Origin of the sequence: Fundicoccus culcitae (assembly GCF_024661895.1) — a bacterium.
GTDB lineage: Bacteria > Bacillota > Bacilli > Lactobacillales > Aerococcaceae > Fundicoccus_A > Fundicoccus_A culcitae.
On the sequence record NZ_CP102453.1, the window covers coordinates 249310 to 267644 of the forward strand.

Annotated in this window: 16 protein-coding genes and 1 other RNA gene; 10 read left to right on the forward strand and 7 right to left on the reverse strand. The window is 37.5% G+C overall.

All coding sequences use genetic code 11. The features are described from left to right. Nucleotides 1–16: 16 nt before the first annotated feature. The gene (locus tag NRE15_RS01320; RefSeq protein ID WP_313793820.1) at nt 17–391 is read left to right on the forward strand and encodes a hypothetical protein; all 375 of its coding nucleotides are present in this window, start codon (nt 17–19) and stop codon (nt 389–391) included. Between the two features lie 62 nt (nt 392–453). Here NRE15_RS01320 and NRE15_RS01325 read toward each other — a convergent pair whose 3' ends face one another. Together NRE15_RS01325 and trhO are read right to left on the reverse strand one after the other, a co-directional pair. Beyond that, nucleotides 454–4869 (reverse strand): transglycosylase domain-containing protein, encoded by a 4416-nt coding sequence (locus NRE15_RS01325; RefSeq protein WP_313793821.1) that lies wholly within the window; start codon nt 4867–4869, stop codon nt 454–456. A gap of 37 nt (nt 4870–4906) precedes the next feature. Beyond that, nucleotides 4907–5878 carry an oxygen-dependent tRNA uridine(34) hydroxylase TrhO gene (gene trhO, locus NRE15_RS01330; protein ID WP_313793822.1) on the reverse strand — a complete coding sequence of 324 codons (972 nt, stop codon included), beginning with the start codon at nt 5876–5878 and terminating at the stop codon, nt 4907–4909. A 147-nt stretch (nt 5879–6025) separates the two neighbouring features. On the opposite strand from trhO, the gene NRE15_RS01335 reads away from it, so the two are divergent. Further along, nucleotides 6026–6934 carry a diacylglycerol/lipid kinase family protein gene (locus tag NRE15_RS01335; RefSeq protein ID WP_313793823.1) on the forward strand — a complete coding sequence of 303 codons (909 nt, stop codon included), beginning with the start codon at nt 6026–6028 and terminating at the stop codon, nt 6932–6934. Between the two features lie 113 nt (nt 6935–7047). Then, nucleotides 7048–7422: a DUF2187 family protein gene (locus NRE15_RS01340; RefSeq protein ID WP_313793824.1), complete on the forward strand. Its 375-nt coding sequence runs from the start codon at nt 7048–7050 to the stop codon at nt 7420–7422. A gap of 118 nt (nt 7423–7540) precedes the next feature. Here the strand turns inward: NRE15_RS01340 and NRE15_RS01345 are convergent, their stop codons facing one another. After that, a complete protein-coding gene (locus NRE15_RS01345) occupies nt 7541–8512 on the reverse strand; it encodes a hypothetical protein (protein WP_313793825.1) in 972 nt (323 codons plus the stop codon). A 37-nt stretch (nt 8513–8549) separates the two neighbouring features. Here NRE15_RS01345 and NRE15_RS01350 point away from each other — a divergent pair, with 37 nt between their 5' ends. After that, nucleotides 8550–8942: a ribonuclease HI family protein gene (locus tag NRE15_RS01350; RefSeq protein WP_313793826.1), complete on the forward strand. Its 393-nt coding sequence runs from the start codon at nt 8550–8552 to the stop codon at nt 8940–8942. 11 nt (nt 8943–8953) lie between these two features. Here the strand turns inward: NRE15_RS01350 and NRE15_RS01355 are convergent, their stop codons facing one another. From NRE15_RS01355 to gpsB, 3 genes are all read right to left on the reverse strand, one after another. Beyond that, entirely contained in the window at nt 8954–10078 is a 1125-nt protein-coding gene (locus NRE15_RS01355) for a THUMP domain-containing class I SAM-dependent RNA methyltransferase (RefSeq protein ID WP_313793827.1), read from the reverse strand. Between the two features lie 72 nt (nt 10079–10150). Then, an RNA gene (gene rnpB / locus NRE15_RS01360) (RNase P RNA component class B) lies at nt 10151–10514 on the reverse strand. An 11-nt stretch (nt 10515–10525) separates the two neighbouring features. After that, entirely contained in the window at nt 10526–10879 is a 354-nt protein-coding gene (gene gpsB / locus NRE15_RS01365) for a cell division regulator GpsB (protein ID WP_313793828.1), read from the reverse strand. 293 nt (nt 10880–11172) lie between these two features. Between gpsB and NRE15_RS01370 the strand changes: the two genes are divergently transcribed. The 6 genes from NRE15_RS01370 (at nt 11173) to dtd (ending at nt 16879) form a co-directional block, all read left to right on the forward strand. Next, entirely contained in the window at nt 11173–11688 is a 516-nt protein-coding gene (locus tag NRE15_RS01370; RefSeq protein WP_313793829.1) for a DUF3013 family protein, read from the forward strand. Then, nucleotides 11688–12632 carry a 50S ribosomal protein L11 methyltransferase gene (gene prmA / locus NRE15_RS01375; protein ID WP_313793830.1) on the forward strand — a complete coding sequence of 315 codons (945 nt, stop codon included), beginning with the start codon at nt 11688–11690 and terminating at the stop codon, nt 12630–12632. The genes NRE15_RS01370 and prmA overlap by 1 nt, the downstream gene beginning before the upstream one ends. Beyond that, nucleotides 12632–13396 (forward strand): 16S rRNA (uracil(1498)-N(3))-methyltransferase, encoded by a 765-nt coding sequence (locus NRE15_RS01380; RefSeq protein ID WP_313793831.1) that lies wholly within the window; start codon nt 12632–12634, stop codon nt 13394–13396. The genes prmA and NRE15_RS01380 overlap by 1 nt, the downstream gene beginning before the upstream one ends. A gap of 16 nt (nt 13397–13412) precedes the next feature. Next, nucleotides 13413–14084 carry a deoxyribose-phosphate aldolase gene (gene deoC, locus NRE15_RS01385; RefSeq protein ID WP_313793832.1) on the forward strand — a complete coding sequence of 224 codons (672 nt, stop codon included), beginning with the start codon at nt 13413–13415 and terminating at the stop codon, nt 14082–14084. Nucleotides 14085–14163: 79 nt separating this feature from the next. Next, nucleotides 14164–16365: a RelA/SpoT family protein gene (locus NRE15_RS01390; RefSeq protein WP_313793833.1), complete on the forward strand. Its 2202-nt coding sequence runs from the start codon at nt 14164–14166 to the stop codon at nt 16363–16365. 67 nt (nt 16366–16432) lie between these two features. Further along, on the forward strand, nt 16433–16879 hold the full coding sequence (gene dtd, locus NRE15_RS01395) for a D-aminoacyl-tRNA deacylase (RefSeq protein WP_313793834.1): 447 nt from the start codon (nt 16433–16435) through the stop codon (nt 16877–16879). A 55-nt stretch (nt 16880–16934) separates the two neighbouring features. On the opposite strand, the gene NRE15_RS01400 is transcribed toward dtd, so the two are convergent. Next, nucleotides 16935–18314 carry an N-acetylmuramoyl-L-alanine amidase gene (locus NRE15_RS01400; RefSeq protein ID WP_313793835.1) on the reverse strand — a complete coding sequence of 460 codons (1380 nt, stop codon included), beginning with the start codon at nt 18312–18314 and terminating at the stop codon, nt 16935–16937. Between the last annotated feature and the right edge of the window lie 21 nt (nt 18315–18335).

An 18335-nucleotide genomic window follows, 5' to 3' on the forward strand; every position in this document is an offset into this window, starting at 1 on the left:
GAAGGAAGTGGAAATAATGAAGTATGAAAAAATGAATGATTATCATGATCGTGGGATGATGAAGTGGCAAGGCATGATTTTATCGGAGCACCGCTCCGTTTTAGAGCAGGAGACACAAGCCTATCGACCATCCTATCAAGCGCCCATTCAGCAAAATAGGGATGAGATTATTGCGACCTTAAAAAGAGCCCATAGTAGTCATTATCGTGTGTGGATAGCGTTAAATCAATTAGATGCCAATCAGGAGTATATCGAGTTAAAAGGGCGTGTATTTGGCTTTGAGAACGGGCAGCTAATTATTGAAAAAATACCCGTTAATTTAGAACTTATTCGCTGTGTCGAATTTGTTGATTCAGTCCCTTTTTGGAAAAATCATACGTCAGAATGTTGATAACAAAAAAACCAGTAAAGACTGTCATATTTCATGGACAGCTCTTTACTGGTTTTTATTAACTAGGGATTAGCATTTTCATCTTGCGATTCACTAGGTGTATCGGTATTTGTTTCATCTTGTGATTCGGTGGTTTCATCAACTGATGAGCTTTCCCCATTATTACTACTGCTACTACTATTAGCATTTTGTTGACGTTGAATGGATTCCTGTCTTTGCCGCTCGCGCTCTTCAGCAACATAGGTATTCCAAAAAGCGGCGTGCGTTTCATCATTGCCTCCCACCATAAAATTATATGAAAGATTAGAAGCAGGGTTTGAAAGCTTGAATAAATCAGTCGTTACTGGTTGCGAGATATTAATGGAGACACCACCTACCGTAATCGAACCAGGTAAAGTTCCCGTGCGACTTAGAATGGTTTGTTCTTGAACTGAATCGGGTTGTTGGAATGTTTGCTCAACACCAAAAATTTCAGGTCGCAGTGCATAGAGATCATTGACCACACGTGCCCAATAACGTTGACTCCTAACACTTTCGCGATCATAACCATCATTTACATCAATGGTATAGTCGTAAAAACGACTATCATAACCTAACCAAGATCCAATGGTAATGGTTGGGGTAGAAGCGATATACCATACATCTTTTGAATTCTCACTAATACCTGATTTAGCAATCCAGTCACCAGCCATCGTCATTTGTTCACCGGCAGTTCGGCCGGTACCTTCAACATTGGTGTCACGGAGCATATCAATCATTAAATAATTCGAATCTTCACTAAAAACTTCAACCGGCTCATTGTCATGTTGATAAACAATGTTGCCATATGAATCTTCAATCCGTTCAATGTAATAACCGTCAACGTATTGACCATTATTCGCAAAAGTTGTAAAAGCTCTTGTTTGTTCAAAAACGGTTGGGCCTGTCGTTACACCACCTAGCGAAAAAGCAAGGTAAGAGGTATCTTCTGCAGTATATGAATCAACTGTATCAAAGCCCATTCGTTCTAAATAATCAATGACAGGAATATCTTGATTCAACAATTGCTCGTATATACGTACGGCTGGAATGTTATCTGAGCGATACAAAGCGGTACGAGCCGTTAAATAGTCACCACTAACAACCGAACCATAATTCGTTGGTGCCCAAGAGGTCCCATCCTCGAAGGTTTGTACATAGGTTGTATCCGGGATAATAGATGCTGGATTGATAATATTATGTTGGATCGCCGGTCCATAAACCGCCAACGGTTTAATGGTTGAACCTGGTGATCGATGCATACCAAAGGCATGGTCTATTTGATTATTTTCATAATCTGTCCCCGCAACGAAGCCAAGTACACGTCCAGTTTGATTTTCTATCACGACTAAGCCGTTTTGAATATCTTCAACATAATAGAATTGTTCGCCAGTTTCAGGATCTTCATAGACTCCATCATAGCTGACAGCCACATCGTTAATATACTCTTGTGCGGATATCTGTAATTGATCATATATTTCTCGGTCAATCGTACCATAAACACGATAACCACCAATGCGTAATTGTTCCTCTGCTTGCGTATAGTACTCATTGTAACGTTCCACATCTGCATTAACGTCATCCCAAACAGCTCCATCGGCTTGAACATTTAAATGCATTAATTGTTCGATAGCACCGTTCATAATAGCTTGGTATAGATAGGATTGACGTTCCTCTTCACGTGGTTCCGTTGGTAAGAAGTCTTGCGTAATATCATAAGTTATTGCTTCTTCATATTCTGCCTGACTAATCTTTTGATCGCGGTACATACGGTACAAGACTTCTTGCATCCGATCAATACCCGGTTGTAAATCCTCTCTAATAGTCCCGTATTGATCATAAGGCGTATACGTATAGGGATCTTGTGGTAGGCCGATCAAAAAGGCAGCTTGTGGTAAATTAACTTCATCTGGATTAACTCCAAAAATACCTTCTGAAGCTTTATCAATGCCTGCGACATTATCGCCATTGTTATTCCGACCAAAAGGTGAAACATTTAAATAGGCTGCTAAGATTTCATCTTTGTCAAAATAATTTTCTAAACGTAATGCTAAGAGAATTTCGTTGGCTTTACGGAAAAAAGTCACATCGTTACTTAACATTTGTTGTTTCACTAATTGTTGTGTAATCGTTGAACCACCCGTTCCAGTACCAGGTGAAATGACTTCTTGTAAAGCAGCACGGATAATTGCTTTTGGCATAACACCAGGATGCTCATAAAAATACTCATCTTCCGTTGCAATCAAGCCATCAATGATATAAGGTGAGACATCTTCCAGCGCGACTGCCGTACGAACAACATCTGAACGGATACTCGCTATGGGTTCACCGTTTCCATAATAAAGGACACTTTGTTGCTCAAGGCGATGGATATCAGCTGCCATTTCAGCTTCAGTTGGCGGGGTAGTTTCTGATACTAAGTAAGCAAAGTAACCTGTTGCTGCCCCTACAGCAGCTACACCACCAAATATAACCAAGATGATTAGATAGATAGCCAAACGTTTAACGACATTGAAAAAGACATTAAAACCAAAAATAGACTTCTCTTTTACATTCAAACCAGCTAAAGAGTATTTATTTTTGCGTTTTTGTTTTTGTTCAGCTTTTTTACTTGAACGCGAGTCCGTGTGCTCTTCTATCAAAATAGGTTCAACTTCGGTGTAGCTTAGCACCTTAGGCGAACTACCCTTGTCAGTTTCAGTAGCTGCAACTATTTCATCCGGTGTTTCAACACTCTTTGTTGCCTCGTCTTTGGGCGTGACATCAATAGCTGTGGAATCAGCGGGATTGAATGAACTAAGCTCAACCAAAGGATCGTTTTCATCTGTTGGAACAATCGCTTGCGTTTGTTCTTGCGTGTTAACTGTTTCACTCGTTTTATGCGACCGACCTTTAAAAGGCCAAAGTTTAAATGATTTAGTTTTACCAACGGCTTGAGATTCATTGATCGTAAGGTCCTTAGCTTCATTATCAGTTGCTAAGGTTTGCGATATTTGGTTACTTGCTAATCGTGAAAAATCCTTTGTTGAAGCAGATAGTGCATCTTTTAACTCGGTCGTATCTAAATAGACCGTATTATCAGTTAATTTCCCTTTACGCGTCAGTGCTTTACGCGAAATAATCTTAGTTGTTGCGTGATTATCTTTTTCTGGCTCATTGTGCTCAACAGCAGCTACAGTTGCCGTCAGTTCGACCGTTTCTTGAACCGCTGTATCAGGTTTTAGAAGCGTATCTTGATCTTGTTTAAGGGTGTTTTTAGCTGGTCTAATTGGCTTGGTTTTGACTTTTTTCTGTTTCTCATCTGTGGGTTGCGTATATTTATCAGCATAATTTGGCCGGTAGGTTTGCTTAAGCTCCTCATCCGAATGTATATTTTCTAGCTGTGCAATACGTTCTTTTCGTCGACGCTCACGTTCTTTTGCAATGTCATCGGGGGAAGGTAAGTCTGTTTGTTGAGTCGATGCTGTAGCTGGTTGTTTTTCAACGGCTGCATGCGTCGGTTTATTTTCTTCTTCCCATACCGTTTTAGTCACTTCCTCAGTCACTTCCTGAGGAACTTCCTGCGTTACTTTCTGAGGAACTTTCTCATCCATCGACTTGTCTTGCAAAACAGGACTTAGGTCTTTTTCTTTCGTTAGTTCTGTTTGTTTCACCGTAGTTATTTCAGGCGTTTCAGCTACAACTTGCTTGTTTTTCTCTTGGACAACCTTATTCTTCTGATAATGTTTATCCAAGCTACTACTTTGTTGAATAAAGTCATCTAAACGTTGTTTTTGTTGCTCTTCGCGTTTTTTGCGCGCACGATTAGAGGCATCTTCTTTTCGTTTCAAATAATCATCAACAACATCGCTTTTATAGGGGTTGTAGGCCGGTGCCTGGTTTTCTTCATTCAAAGAATTAAACAAAGTCCGTGCATGCCGAATAGAGCGATCTAACATAACCGACGTTTTTTGTGTCATTTTTGGTGATGGTTGACTGGCTTTGTTGGGTTGATTGGTTGTTGAATCAGACATAGTTTCAGCCTGATCAACTTTATCTTGCTTAGTATTCTTTTTATCTAAATTAGTAAATCCCCTCGGTGATTGGGACGTTTGTTGTGACTGTGCCGTATTTTTTACCGTTTTTTGTTCGTGTTTAGCTAAACCATCGTCAGGATGTTTTTTCGGTACGTCAACATCTGAGGTGACTGAGGATTCAACTTCTTCAGATGGAGAGGCAACATCCAATTTCTCATGTTTAGAATCTAAGTATTGCTGACGCTGTTTCTGTTTAAAATCATCATAAAAATTATCCCATTTGTGATAATTCGAAGATTCACTAGTTTTTTTACGAGTGTCAAGCTGGTCTGAATGACCTTTTTGATCAGCATAGGTTGGATAATCAAATGAGACATCATAATGATTAGATTCTGCTTGTTGTTCTTTGTTGGCTTGTGTCTTCTTATGATCGTCTTGCGCCATTCATTCACCTACTTTCTCAAAAAATTAATCCATACAATTAAGCTATGTCACTAACCGATAGGGATTCGCCGATGGCGTTTAATCTGCTTTCCCATTCTTGTGTCGAAAGATTATTTTCGGCAACATAACGATTACGTGGGTGTCGACGACATTCGGCCGAACAACCTCTAACGTATTTTGCTTCATTTTCTGGGGAAGCAAGGATTTGTTCGTTACATTCAGGATTAGCACAATTTACATAACGTTCACAAGGTGTTCCATCATACCAATCTTTTCCAACAATGGTTGGATTAACATGATTAATATCAACCGCAATACGCTCGTCAAAGACATACATTTTACCTTCCCATAAATCGCCTCGAACATCAGGATCTTTTCCATAAGTATCAATCCCACCATGTAATTGAGCAACATCTGAAAAGCCTTCGCGAATCATCCAACCAGAGAATTTTTCACAACGAACACCCCCTGTGCAATAGACAACAACTTTTTTATCCATAAATTGTTCTTTATTATCACGTACCCATTGAGGCAATTCACGGAAATTGCGAATATCAGGACGGATAGCCCCTTTAAAGTGACCTAAATCATACTCATAATCATTGCGAGTATCCAACACAATTGTATCATCGCTTGTTATGGCATCCCGAAACTCGGTTGGGTTTAAATATTTACCGGTTAATTCAAGCGGGTTAATATCATCGTCTAGATTTAAAGCAACAATTTCTTCTCGGGGACGAACAAACATCTTTTTGTGCGCATACGTATCGGCTTCATCTTCTTTAAACCATAAATCTTCAAAGCCTGCTAACGAATGAACAAAGTCTTTATATTGATTCGTTTGATCAATGGTACCTGAAACCGTCCCATTAATTCCTTCTGTTCCAACCAATACACGACCTTTTAAACCAATAGATTTACAGAAAGCTAAATGTTCAGCTACAAAACTTTCTACATCATCAATCGTTTGGTATTTATAAAATAATAATACACGAAATTTTTTCTCCAAAATAATTCCTCCTTGTAGTTGCAAGCTACAATCATTCAATAATAACTATCCTATATTATACGGATTATTGAAAAAAAACTCAATATGATGATAAATTTCACGAAAACTTAATCCTATGGTAAAATTGACATAAAAAGGGGGGATGAAATGAATAACATACTTTTAATTGCTAATCCAGGATCCGGTCGCGGTTTAGCGGAAGACTATGCGATTCGTTTAGGTAGATTATTACGCCGAGCGTATCAAGCCAAAGTTCAGATTTATTTAACTGAAAAGGCTGGTGACGCTTATCATTTTGCAGCAAAAGCACACGAAAACCAATTTGACACCGTAATTTGTCTAGGAGGGGACGGAACGGTTAACGAAACGGTCAATGGAATTTTTGAAAACGATGAATTGCCGACTTTTGGCTTTCTTCCTTTAGGAACGGTCAATGACTATGGACGCGTCCTAGGTTTTTCAATGGACCCGGAAGAAGCCATTCAACAATTTAAACATGTTGAAATTATTCAAAGCGATATTGCGCAAATCAATGATCAGAAATTTATTAATGTGGTAGCTATCGGCACCATTTCAGAGTCAGTGATGAAAACCGACTCACAAGATAAAAACCGTTTAGGCGTCCTAGCCTATTTAAAAGATGGCATCCCGGCTTTTTTCCAACAAAAAGGTCTGCCATTGACAATTACGAATGACGAAGGGCTTCCTAAAGATATTTTTTCCAGTTTAATATTAATTGGCTCGACTAATTCGATTGCAGGAATAGAAGACATGGTACCTAACGCTCGCTATGATGATGGGTTATTGCATTTAATTGCTGTTAAAGGGGATACGCCTTTAGATATGATTCGAGCCGCTTTAGCAGGTGGGGATCGCACAGCTGAATCCGATTCACTGTATATAGCCTCCAGTGCCAGTTTCAATATTGAAGTTCAAAAAGCTTATCTTTCAGAAATTGATGAAGTATTAACCAACGTCGATGGAGACGAAGGTCCTGCTTTACCTATTCAATTAAAGATTTTACCTCAAGCCCTTAACGTGATAAAACCCAAATAAATATCGCTGCAAAAATCGCACTAAAAACCCTTTCCTGATTTATTTTTTTAATTATGGTATAATAGTAGTATGTGGAATGTTTACTGAGCCATTATTGAGAAAGAAGGGTTTCAATGGACGTTAAGGTAACAGCATCTACTCGTACGATTATTGAGCAGGAGTTGCGCCGAGGCACGAGTAAGTCACGTATTGCGAATATTCTTGAAGTGGATTACGCTCAAGGATTGGACATGATTGAAAAAGTGAAGGAATCTATTCGACCGGATATTGGTGATAAGATTACTTTTACATTTCGAAACAGTCAAATGAAGGGGATTATTACTAAATTACTAAGTAATAGTGCTGTCGTCGATATCTATTGGGAAGAATCAGATTTATTAATGAAAGACATCTGTGAAGATAAAACAATTGTGAATTTCAAAGACATAAAAAGTTTTGTGAATTTGCCGCCTCAAAAAGAAGATGAGGACTTACGTTTTGATGAGTAACGATTTATAAAGAAGAACATAACACAAATAAACCGAACGTTCCATGATAGCGTTAAGAATGAGCCGGCTTGACTAGAGTCGGTTCTGCTATCATAGAACGTTCGGTTTTTAACGAGTATTAAGAAAGCGTTAATATTTTTTCTAACTCATTAAGGGCCTTTTGAAAATAAATTTTAGCCTTTTCAGATGGAGGATTTGAAAAATTAGAGGCTAATTGGTTATGTTGTAAAAATAAGGTAAGCCATTCATTGGGTGAGGCAAAGATATCTTCTATATAGGGATAATAAACCATCGCATGTAAATTAAAATGATGAATGATATCAAGCCTTAAATGGGGATTTTCTTGTTGGCTATAATCATTGATTGCATCAAGGGTCTGTTTATAAAAAATTTGTTGATTGTAGGCAAGCAGGGAAGCTAAATTAATCACTTGTGATTGACCAAACCAATTTAACTCAAGCGGTGAATGATAGTCTATCTTTAGCAAATAATGCAAAATATCATTTTTAACGAAATTTTCTAAGGCGGGTTGTTTTACGAGATAAAGCAATAATTGTTCTGTTTCCTCAATTGGCAATTCGTATATTTTTTTTAATTGAACTAAGCATTCTAAAGGGCCATCTTGGTATAATGTTTGATAAATAGCTGCTAAATCATTGGGTGATTCAGTTTGACTCATCGCATCACGAATCGCTTTTGTTTTTTGCCATTCATTCAATAATTGATCAAAATGTTCCGTCGTTTGTTGTTGTTTAATGGTATAATCACGCAACTGATATAATTCGATAATAGCATGATCCAATGGAAACAGGTAAGGGACACTTATGCCATATAGGAAACGAAGGGTTTCATCCTGTATTCTATCTTCCTTGTCCGGTAAATACCTATCCCATAACTGTTTTAAATCTGAATATTGTTTTAAATTCAAATAAAGTTTAACTAATTCATCAAAAGCTGTTATCGTAAAGGTAATCGACAAGCTTTTTTCTAAGGCATCGATAGCTTCGGGATAACGTTGGCGTTGTATATAAGCGACAGCTTTCCCATAAAAATTTTCAGCGTTATTAGGTAGTTCAATACTATCAGACATTTATGTCACATCCTTTCAAGTTAATGAGGTGTTTTTATTGATTAAAATTTATTGTGATGGGTCTTTTCAACAAGATACGAAAAAAGCGGGGATTGGTATTCTTTTCTATTATGAGGATGAACCTATCCGTTTTCAAAAAGCGCTTGAAGGCTTAAATGACAATCATGAAGCCGAATTTATGGCCATTATTCACGCTTTTCAAGAGCTAAATAAAAGAGATGTAAAAAATCAACTGATTGTGATTCATACGGATAGTAAAATAGTCGCTAATTCAATCGATAAACAGTTTGCTAAAAATCCAACCTATCATGATCTACTGCAACAGATTCTTCAATTAATGGACCCTTATACCTTAGCTTTTGTGAAGTGGATTCCTGAAAAAAGCAACCAAGCCGCCGACGCTTTAGCAAAACAAGCCTTGCGGAAATGATTGCGATTTTATTATTTCTTTCCCCAATATTGATAATAATCTACCTTCAACGCACCATTATAAAGTTTACGTTTCTTGGTGGCTTTTTCACCGTAGAAATGTTCAAAATTTTCATGGCTACTTAAAATATATTTGCTCCATGTGGGCATAGTCCGGTAAATGTCTCCCATTTGTTTATATAAGCGCTCTACTTGCGTTTGATCAAGTAGACGATCCCCATAAGGAGGGTTACTGATTAAAATTCCAAATTCTTTATTGGGACGATAATCACTTAATTGCATTTGTTTAAATTCAATACTATCGCCAACGCCAGCCGCTTGCGCATTGCGTTTAGCGATTTCTATCATGCGACCATCTATATCTGTTCCAAGTATGTCTAATTTAATATCATGGTTAATCGCCTCAGTAGCTTCCTGACGCACAGCAGCCCATACTTCAGGTTGTAAATACTCCCATGACTCAGCTGCAAAGTTTCGCTTTAAGCCAGGAGCGATATTATGTCCCATTAATGCCGCTTCAATTAAAATGGTTCCTGAACCACAAGTTGGATCATACAAAGGTCGTTCGGGATACCAAGTTGTCAGCAGGACTAGAGCCGCTGCCATATTTTCTTTTAAGGGTGCACCACCTTTTTCGGTTCGGTAGCCGCGTTTGAATAGACTTGTTCCACTTGTATCTAAAGTCAGTAAGACATGATCTTTGAGAATAGATACTTCGATGTGATACAGTGCGCCTGTTTCGCTTAAAGGTGTTTTACGATGATAATAGTCCATCATTTTTTTAGCGATGGCTTTTTTGACAATGCGTTGTACATTGGGCACACTATGCAATTGCGATTTAATCGATTTACCACTAACAGGAAATTCTGCGTCCAAAGGTAAAATTTCTTCCCAAGGAAGGGCATAGGTTTGATCGAATAAACTTTCAAAGGATTTAGCATCGAATTCTCCGAAAATAATTTTGATTCGATCAGCCGTTCTAAGCCAAATATTCGTTGTAGCAACATCTTTAGCGGTTCCATGAAAGCGAACACGACCATTTTCGACTTGTGTTTGATAATGTAAGTCCTTGAGTTCTTGATTGACAAGCGATTCGATTCCAACCGCAGCCGTTGCAATGAGTGGGTATGTTTTCATATGTACTCCTATTATTAAAATGATAAAAAAAGACTCTTTTTTCAAGAGTCTGGGGTTACCTATAAAGTAAATTTCGATAAGCCATGTTCTGTCAAAATGAATGTGATAGGTAGCCATTCATTTTGGGTAATCATCTATCTACATAATAAATGTCTTTTGTTCCGTTGATTTCCAGTCGAAAAGCGCCCCTACCAATGTTTGGGTTGCTCGCTCGAGGGGTTTACCCGTTCCACCTTCAAGTTTCCTTGAAGTATCGTCACTGTGGCACTTTACAGCTTACTAATTCATAGCCAGAGCCTTAGAATGTTGGGCCGCCGTTAGTTTTTACACTACCTTAGCTTATTGTTTCGCTAAGCACGAACACTACAAGCATCTCAGCTTGTGCGAGTATGGACTTTCCTCAGTTAATATACATTAACCGCGATTACCTGAAATTTACTGTGAAAATTATTTAGTTGATTGCGTAAAATTAGACGTGTTATCTGTGTTATTTATTTTTGATCCAAAAACATGTTTTTCTAAGTTCGATAAACGTTTTAAGATATCAAAGTTTGTCACACCACTACCGGGTGAAGCCGGTACGTTCTTTTTGGTCAAAGCTAATTGTTTGGTTAAGTCGTCGACTTTGCTCACTAAACGTTCGTTCTCATTTTTTAGATAAGCCACATCTTTTTGATAGGAATCATAATCACGAATGATGCTATCTAGATATTCGTCTACTTCAGCCACGTTATAGCCTCGCATCGATTTATTAAACTCTTTCTGTAAAATGTCTTTTGCGGTCAGGTTTTTTTCCGCCATTACAATCACCTCTATATGAATTATCTTAGTACTAAATTTTTTTATATTGTATATTATCGTCAATCTGTTTTAGCCACGTTTAATATATTACTATTTTACTGATATTATATCAAAAAAATCTTACTATCTTTAAACCTTTTTAATAAAAATACCTTAATAAATTATCGTATAAAACATTATCTATCTTAAGACCGTAAAAAGTCAAGTAAAGTTTATACTTGCTATCTGTTTAGATAAAGATTGAAAAAAAGATAGCTCTCGGTCATAATAAGATAAAAGTAGGTGAAAGGTCAATGGATAAAAATAATATTTTAGCTGTTTTAGAACAATTAATTATAGGTCAACACTTCCAATGTGAGTGGGGGATTGAATGGAATGAACAACAACATTATTTTGAATTGATTTTTCAATTCAGTCTACCTAATCCAAATGGGATAAGCTTTAAAGATGCATTTGGTAATAGCATCTCTTATACAACGATTCCGTACGAAACAAGTATTCTTTTTTATGATAAGGATCATTTAAATGTTGAACATAGTAATTATGTGAACAGTATTCCAATTAGTCATAATCAAGGGATTGCCTACGGGGAATTATTTGCTATCGTCAAATACTTAAAACATTTAACCAGTAGTGTGCGAGTGGAATGGTTAGACTATTTATTTGATTCGCCACATGATGCCTATTTTGAAATTTGTTGGAATGATCATGATTTTGCTCAAATAAAGAAAGGGCTAATTGAAGCCAACCGCTATAATAGTGCACCGGTATTTTTTCCAAAAAACGAAGCCAAAGGAGGCCTTTATTAATGGTCGAAACGTATTATTATATTACCATTACTAGTTCGATTGAAACGAGTGATCAAATTGATTTAGTCAGTCATGTCTTATTTGAAGCAGGTGCCTTAGGTACCCAAGTTAGTTACGCTCCAGATTATTTAGACAATCATCCTGATTTATTTGGTGAAATCCCACTAAAATTACCCCAATGGTATTTAGAACACGCCACTGAAGTAGAAGGCTATTTCGATACGATGCCCAATGTGTTTGAAATCAAACACCAACTACAAGAAATGTTCCCGACAGAAACATTCAATGTTGTTGAAGGGAAGCTTGATCACGAGAATTGGCACAAAAACTGGATGAAATACTATCAACCAGAGCATATTTCGCGTTTTTTAACGATTGTACCATCTTGGCAAAGCTATGAAGCACAAGCAGATGAATTGATTGTGCGAATCGATCCTGGCTTAGCCTTTGGTACCGGCAATCATCCGACAACTCGCTTAAGTGCTCAAGCTTTAGAGTTGTACTTGCGATTGGGGGATGTTGTTTATGATGTCGGAACAGGCTCAGGAATACTTTCGTTTGTGGCAGATAAACTGGGGGCTAGTCACGTAATTGGCTTAGATTTGGATCCCCAAGCGGTTGAAAGTGCGAATAATAATTTAGACCTACAACAGGAAATTACGGGTTCAATTGAATTTAAAGTCAATGATTTACTAAACGGTATGACGCAAAAAGCCAATCTTATTGTGGCTAATATTTTACCGCATATCCTGGTAAAGCTGTTAGATGATGCGCTTAAATTATTACATCCGGGGGGATATTTAATTTTAGGGGGTATTTTGTTAGAAAAAGCGGAATCCTTATTGGATGTCATCAGACAATATGACCAACTGGAATTAATTCAACGCATGGAGTATAAAAACTGGGTGAATATTGTTGTGCAATTGAAAGTTGAGGACGCTTAATGCAACGATATTTTGTTGAAATTCCAAAAATAACTATCGGTGATACGCTCACTTTAAATCAGAATGACAGTCACCATTTGATACGGGTGATGCGGGCTAAATTGAACACCGAAATTCTAGTTGTCGATAGCCAACAGCAAGTATTTATTGCAGCCTTTATCCGCGCAAATGACCAACAACTAGCCGAAGTGAAGGTATTAACGGCATATCAGCAATCAGTTGAAATGCCAGTTGCGGTTACAATCGCTTGTGGCTTGTCTAAACATGATAAAATTGATACCATCGTTCAAAAGGGCACAGAATGTGGCATGGATGCCTTTATTCCCTTGGCCTTGGATAGGGATGTGGTCCAGTGGACACACAATAAAAGTCTTGCTAAAATTGAACGGTTAAAAAAGATTGCTAAAGAAGCTGCTGAACAAAGTCACCGTCAAAAAATACCTGAGATAAAGGATTTAATGAATCTAAATCAATTATTCGAAATCTGTTGGCAATATGATTATTTACTAGTTGCCTATGAAGAAACAGCGCGATCGACAGAACAATCGCAACTGAGTCAAGTATTTAATCAGTTGGAAAGAGGGAAGCGTATCTTAATTGTTTTTGGATCAGAAGGTGGCTTAACTGCAAATGAAATAACGTTATTGGAAGCCAATGGGTTTACAGCATGTAGTCTAGGCCCTAGAATTTTACGAGCTGAAACCGCGCCTATCTTTTTTTTAAGTGCATTAAGTTATAAAATAGAAATAGAAAATAAAATTTGAAAGAAGGATTCATAATATGAGATTAGCAAAATATATTGACCATACACTTTTAAAAGCCGACGCAACCCCAGAAATGATTGAAAAATTATGTCAGGAAGCGATTGAGTACGATTTTATGTCTGTTTGTGTCAATCCTGTCTGGGTTAAACTAGCCAGCAAGTTACTTGATGGGACAGAAGTTAAAGTTTGTACGGTAATCGGTTTTCCTTTAGGGGCATCAACGACAGCCACTAAAGTATTTGAAACCAAACAAGCTCTATTAGATGGTGCTAATGAAGTGGATATGGTCATGAATATTGGAGCTGCCAAAGCAGGTGATTGGGAGGTTGTTAAAGAAGATATTCATCAGGTAGTTAAAGCTACTGTAAGACCTGCCATTTTAAAAGTGATTCTAGAAACATCTTATTTAACGGCCGATGAAATTGTCCAAGCATCATTAATGGCAAAAGAAGCGGGTGCCGATTATGTTAAAACCTCTACTGGTTTTTCATCTGAAGGAGCGACGGTTGAAAATGTTAAATTGATGCGCGAAACAGTGGGTAACGAAATGGGCGTTAAAGCCAGTGGTGGCGTTTCTAACTATGAAGAAGCGATGGCCATGATTGAAGCGGGTGCGAGCCGCTTAGGAGCGTCCAAAGGGATTCAAATTGTCGATCATATCGATAGCTTAGATGAATCAAGTTATTAAGCTGAAATCAAGCATAAACTTTGATTTATAGGGCATATTAGCGTATAATAGGAATATTAAACATAAAGAAGGTGAAACTATGGCAAGAGGACAAGAATTAACCGCATCAGAAGTTTTAGATATTTGTCGCAGCTACATGAATGAGGCGAATGTAGCTTTTGTTGAAAAAGCACTTAACTTTGCAACTAAAGCACATGAAAAACAAGTACGTTTATCTGGTGAGCCATATATAGTTCACCCGATTCAAGTGGCGGGTATTTTAGCTAAAATTCACTTAGACCCCGCTACGGTTGCGACAGGTTTTTTGCATGATGTGGTTGAAGATACAGAGTATACCATTGAAGATATAAAAGAGAATTTTTCTGAAACAGTGGCTTTTCTAGTCGATGGCGTTACTAAATTAGGGAAAGTTCGTTTTCAAAGCAAAGAAGAAGCCTTAGCTGAAAATCATCGAAAAATGTTATTAGCTATGGCTAAGGATATTCGGATTGTGATGGTAAAATTAGCTGACCGTTTGCATAATATGCAAACCTTGAAGTTTCAAAAACCCGAAAAACAAATTGAAAAGTCTCAAGAAGCGATTGAAATATATGCACCCTTAGCTGATCGTATTGGGATGAATTTAATTAAATGGGAATTAGAAGATATTGCTCTACGTTATTTAAATCCTACCGAGTATTATCGGATCGTTAAATTGATGGCTAGTAAAAGAGATGAACGTGAAAAGTATATTCAAGAAGCCATTGTTGAAATAAATGAAGCTGTCCAAGAGTTAGAAATTACGGCTGACGTTTATGGACGTCCGAAACATATTTATTCAATTTATCGTAAGATGACCGATCAAAACAAAGACTTTAATCATATTTATGATTTGCTAGCTATTCGTGTATTAGTCGATAGTATCAAAGATTGTTATGCCGTTTTGGGGGCGATCCATACTAAATGGAAGCCTATGCCGGGTCGTTTTAAAGATTATATTGCCATGCCAAAAGCTAATATGTATCAATCCATCCATACAACCGTAATAGGTCCCTATGGTAAGCCGATTGAAATTCAAATTCGGACACATCAAATGCACGAAGTGGCCGAGTATGGGGTTGCCGCTCACTGGGCATATAAAGAAGGGAAAACAGATAAAACTGAACCTTCAGATAATATTCAAAAACAATTGGATTGGTTTAGAGATTTAGTAGAATTGCAAGACGAAGCCAAGGACGCTAGCGAGTTTATGGACTTTGTCAAAGAAGATATTTTTAAGGATCAAGTGTATATCTTTTCTCCTAAAGGTGACGTTTTTGAGTTACCTAAAGGCAGTGGTCCAATTGACTTTGCTTATCATATTCATACGGAAATTGGGAATAAAACCATAGGGGCTAAGATAAATGGTAATATAGTACCATTGAATTACGAACTGAAAAATGGGGATATTGTTGAAATTTTAACGAATCCTAATTCGAACGGTCCTAGCCGTGATTGGCTAAAACTAACCCACACATCGAAAGCTAGAAATCGGATTAAACGCTATTTTAAATTGCTCGATCGCGATCGAAACAAAGATATCGGCGAACAGATGATGGAAAAAGAATTAAAAGAAATTGGGTATACCATTAAAGAAATGACACGTAAAAACCGTGAAAAAGAACTCCTAGAACGGTTTAACTTTAATCAAATGGATGATTTATATGCTGCCATCGCTTTAAATGAGATATCTCCAACGACTATTATTAATCATCTAGGCTTAAGACCCAATAAATCAATTGAATCAACAAAACAAACGACCGTCTCTAAAGAAGTGTCAACCACCCCTAAAACACCACGCACCATTCATGAGAGTGGCGTGGTAGTTAATGGAATGGATAACCTGATGATCCGTTTAAGTCGTTGTTGTAACCCTGTTCCAGGTGATGAAATTGTTGGTTATATTACCAGAGGACGTGGGGTATCCATTCATAGAAAAGACTGCCCTAACTTTGTTAACGAACCCGAGTTACTCAATCGTACCATTGATGTTGAGTGGGAAAATGCGGCTGAATTAGTTGATGATTATGAATCTGAAATTAAAATATTTGGTTTTGATCGCTCTGGTTTGATTAATGATGTTTTACATGTCGTTAATCATACCGTTAAAAACTTACGGAATGTGAATGGGAAAGTTGATAAAGACAGTAATGCGATTGTCACGATAAAGGTGGCCATTGCTAATACGTCACAACTCAATGACTTGATGCTCAAATTACGTAATATACCTGATGTCTATAGTGTCGAACGTGTTAGTTCTTAATCTAATCAATATCTGCATATAATAGCCAACTATTATATGCTTTTTTTAAAGGGAGAGTAGGGAAAGTATGCGGATTTTAATTCAAAAAAGTTTAAATAGCTCGGTGTCAGTCGACGGCAAAGTTATTGGCGAAATTACAAAGGGTTTTGTGATTTTGGTTGGTGTTACACACGCTGATACACTAGAAGATGTGACGTATTGTGCTCGTAAAATCCGTCAAATGCGCTTGTTTGAAGACGAAGCAGGTAAAATGAATTTAGATTTGGAGGCTGTTAAGGGACAAATTTTATCCATTAGCCAATTTACCTTACATGCCAATACTAAAAAAGGGAATCGACCTAGTTTTATTGAGGCGGCTAGACCCGAACAAGCGGAAGAACTTTATCATGCTCTAAACAGACAACTGGAAGAGAGTGGTTTAACCGTAGCCACCGGAGAATTTGGAGCCATGATGCAAGTCAATATCTTAAATGATGGACCTGTTACTATCCTACTGGACTCAAAAAATCGTTAACTCAAAAAACGACCATTTAACCCAATCGTTAACTGGTCGTTTTTTTGTAGATTAATTAATTTGATGCCTCATTAGCTGCTTGGTTATCAAAATAATTGGATAAACCAGTAACAATTGCTTCGGCTATATTATGGCGATAGTCTTCAGAACGAATAGAAACTAAATCGTTTGTATTACTCATATAACCAAGCTCCAGTAATACGGCGGGACGACTGTTTTCACGAATGACATGATAATTACCAAAGTTGGTGCCATTATTAATCATATTCACATTAATCAGTTCATTATTAATGCTGTCAGCAATCGAAAAATCACTTTCGTGATAATAATAAGTTGTTATCCCTGACCAATCTGGATACAAAGAAGCATCATAATGTAAACTAATGAACACATCAGCATTTGATTGATTACTAATATCAACAATCCCATTAAGTGGTACAAAGGAATCATCATCCCGTGTCATTAACACTTCAGCCCCTAGGGCTTCTAAATGGTCACGTATTATATAAGCCGTGTCTAAAGTGACGTCTTTTTCATAGGTTAATTCATCATAACTGATAGCCCCTGGATCTTCACCCCCGTGACCAGGATCAATCAATATGGTAGCATCGGCTAATGAACCAGGATTAGTTGTCCCAACGTGTCCGACCGAATCAGCTAAGTAGGCGACAAGTCGGTCTTCAACATAACCACGAATGCCATTTTCATCTTCTACAAAAGCAAATTCATTGCCGACATCATCGGTAACAATATCGAGTACTGTGAAGGTTTGATCGCGATCAATTTCATAAATATAATCGGCATATACCGAAGGTGAATCGTATAATAGTTGAAAATCAGAACGGATAACACCGATATCTTGTAACGCAAGCCTTTCAGCTTCAAGTGCCTGTTCGTCCATCGCTTCTTCTGTGAGTTCAGCTGTTGGAACTTGTTCAGGATTGATAAGACCCACAAGTCGGGTTCTAAAATAACCAACCCCATCTGTTAAGGTGACGCTAATCCAACCGTTACTCTCATAATTTATGGGTAAATATTGACCAGATTCTAGGTTGGTGATTAGCTCTGAATTTTCATCCGGACTGGAGTAGACAGGGGTATTGACTAAAATTTGCGCATATATATTTTGATCAGATACTAATTGCTGATTATCAAGTAACCACTGCGGAATCCAACCATCATAAGTCCCAAAGCGGACACGATTCCAACCGTTATCGGAAGAAATAACCGTTACTTGATCGCCACTCGATAATTCAACAATGGCATTTGAATTGGTTGCTGCGCTTTCTCTTATCACAACATTATCTTGCTCAATGATAATGGTTGTATCACTTAAGAGATTTGCGATAGCTAAAGACCCTATTAGTAAAACTAAAATCGTCAAAATAGGGGGGAAATACTTTTTAGAAAAGATTTTCTCTAAAATATTTGACATGACATTAATCAACTCATCTCA

Bases quoted from the DNA above. Each gene is read 5' to 3' on its own strand.
- NRE15_RS01320 (WP_313793820.1), top strand. From the start codon at position 17: ATGAAGTATGAAAAAATGAATGATTATCATGATCGTGGGATGATGAAG.
- NRE15_RS01325 (WP_313793821.1), bottom strand. From the start codon at position 4,869: ATGGCGCAAGACGATCATAAGAAGACACAAGCCAACAAAGAACAACAA.
- NRE15_RS01335 (WP_313793823.1), top strand. From the start codon at position 6,026: ATGAATAACATACTTTTAATTGCTAATCCAGGATCCGGTCGCGGTTTA.
- NRE15_RS01340 (WP_313793824.1), top strand. From the start codon at position 7,048: ATGGACGTTAAGGTAACAGCATCTACTCGTACGATTATTGAGCAGGAG.
- NRE15_RS01345 (WP_313793825.1), bottom strand. From the start codon at position 8,512: ATGTCTGATAGTATTGAACTACCTAATAACGCTGAAAATTTTTATGGG.
- NRE15_RS01355 (WP_313793827.1), bottom strand. From the start codon at position 10,078: ATGAAAACATACCCACTCATTGCAACGGCTGCGGTTGGAATCGAATCG.
- gpsB (WP_313793828.1), bottom strand. From the start codon at position 10,879: ATGGCGGAAAAAAACCTGACCGCAAAAGACATTTTACAGAAAGAGTTT.
- NRE15_RS01370 (WP_313793829.1), top strand. From the start codon at position 11,173: ATGGATAAAAATAATATTTTAGCTGTTTTAGAACAATTAATTATAGGT.
- prmA (WP_313793830.1), top strand. From the start codon at position 11,688: ATGGTCGAAACGTATTATTATATTACCATTACTAGTTCGATTGAAACG.
- NRE15_RS01380 (WP_313793831.1), top strand. From the start codon at position 12,632: ATGCAACGATATTTTGTTGAAATTCCAAAAATAACTATCGGTGATACG.
- deoC (WP_313793832.1), top strand. From the start codon at position 13,413: ATGAGATTAGCAAAATATATTGACCATACACTTTTAAAAGCCGACGCA.
- NRE15_RS01390 (WP_313793833.1), top strand. From the start codon at position 14,164: ATGGCAAGAGGACAAGAATTAACCGCATCAGAAGTTTTAGATATTTGT.
- dtd (WP_313793834.1), top strand. From the start codon at position 16,433: ATGCGGATTTTAATTCAAAAAAGTTTAAATAGCTCGGTGTCAGTCGAC.
- NRE15_RS01400 (WP_313793835.1), bottom strand. From the start codon at position 18,314: ATGTCAAATATTTTAGAGAAAATCTTTTCTAAAAAGTATTTCCCCCCT.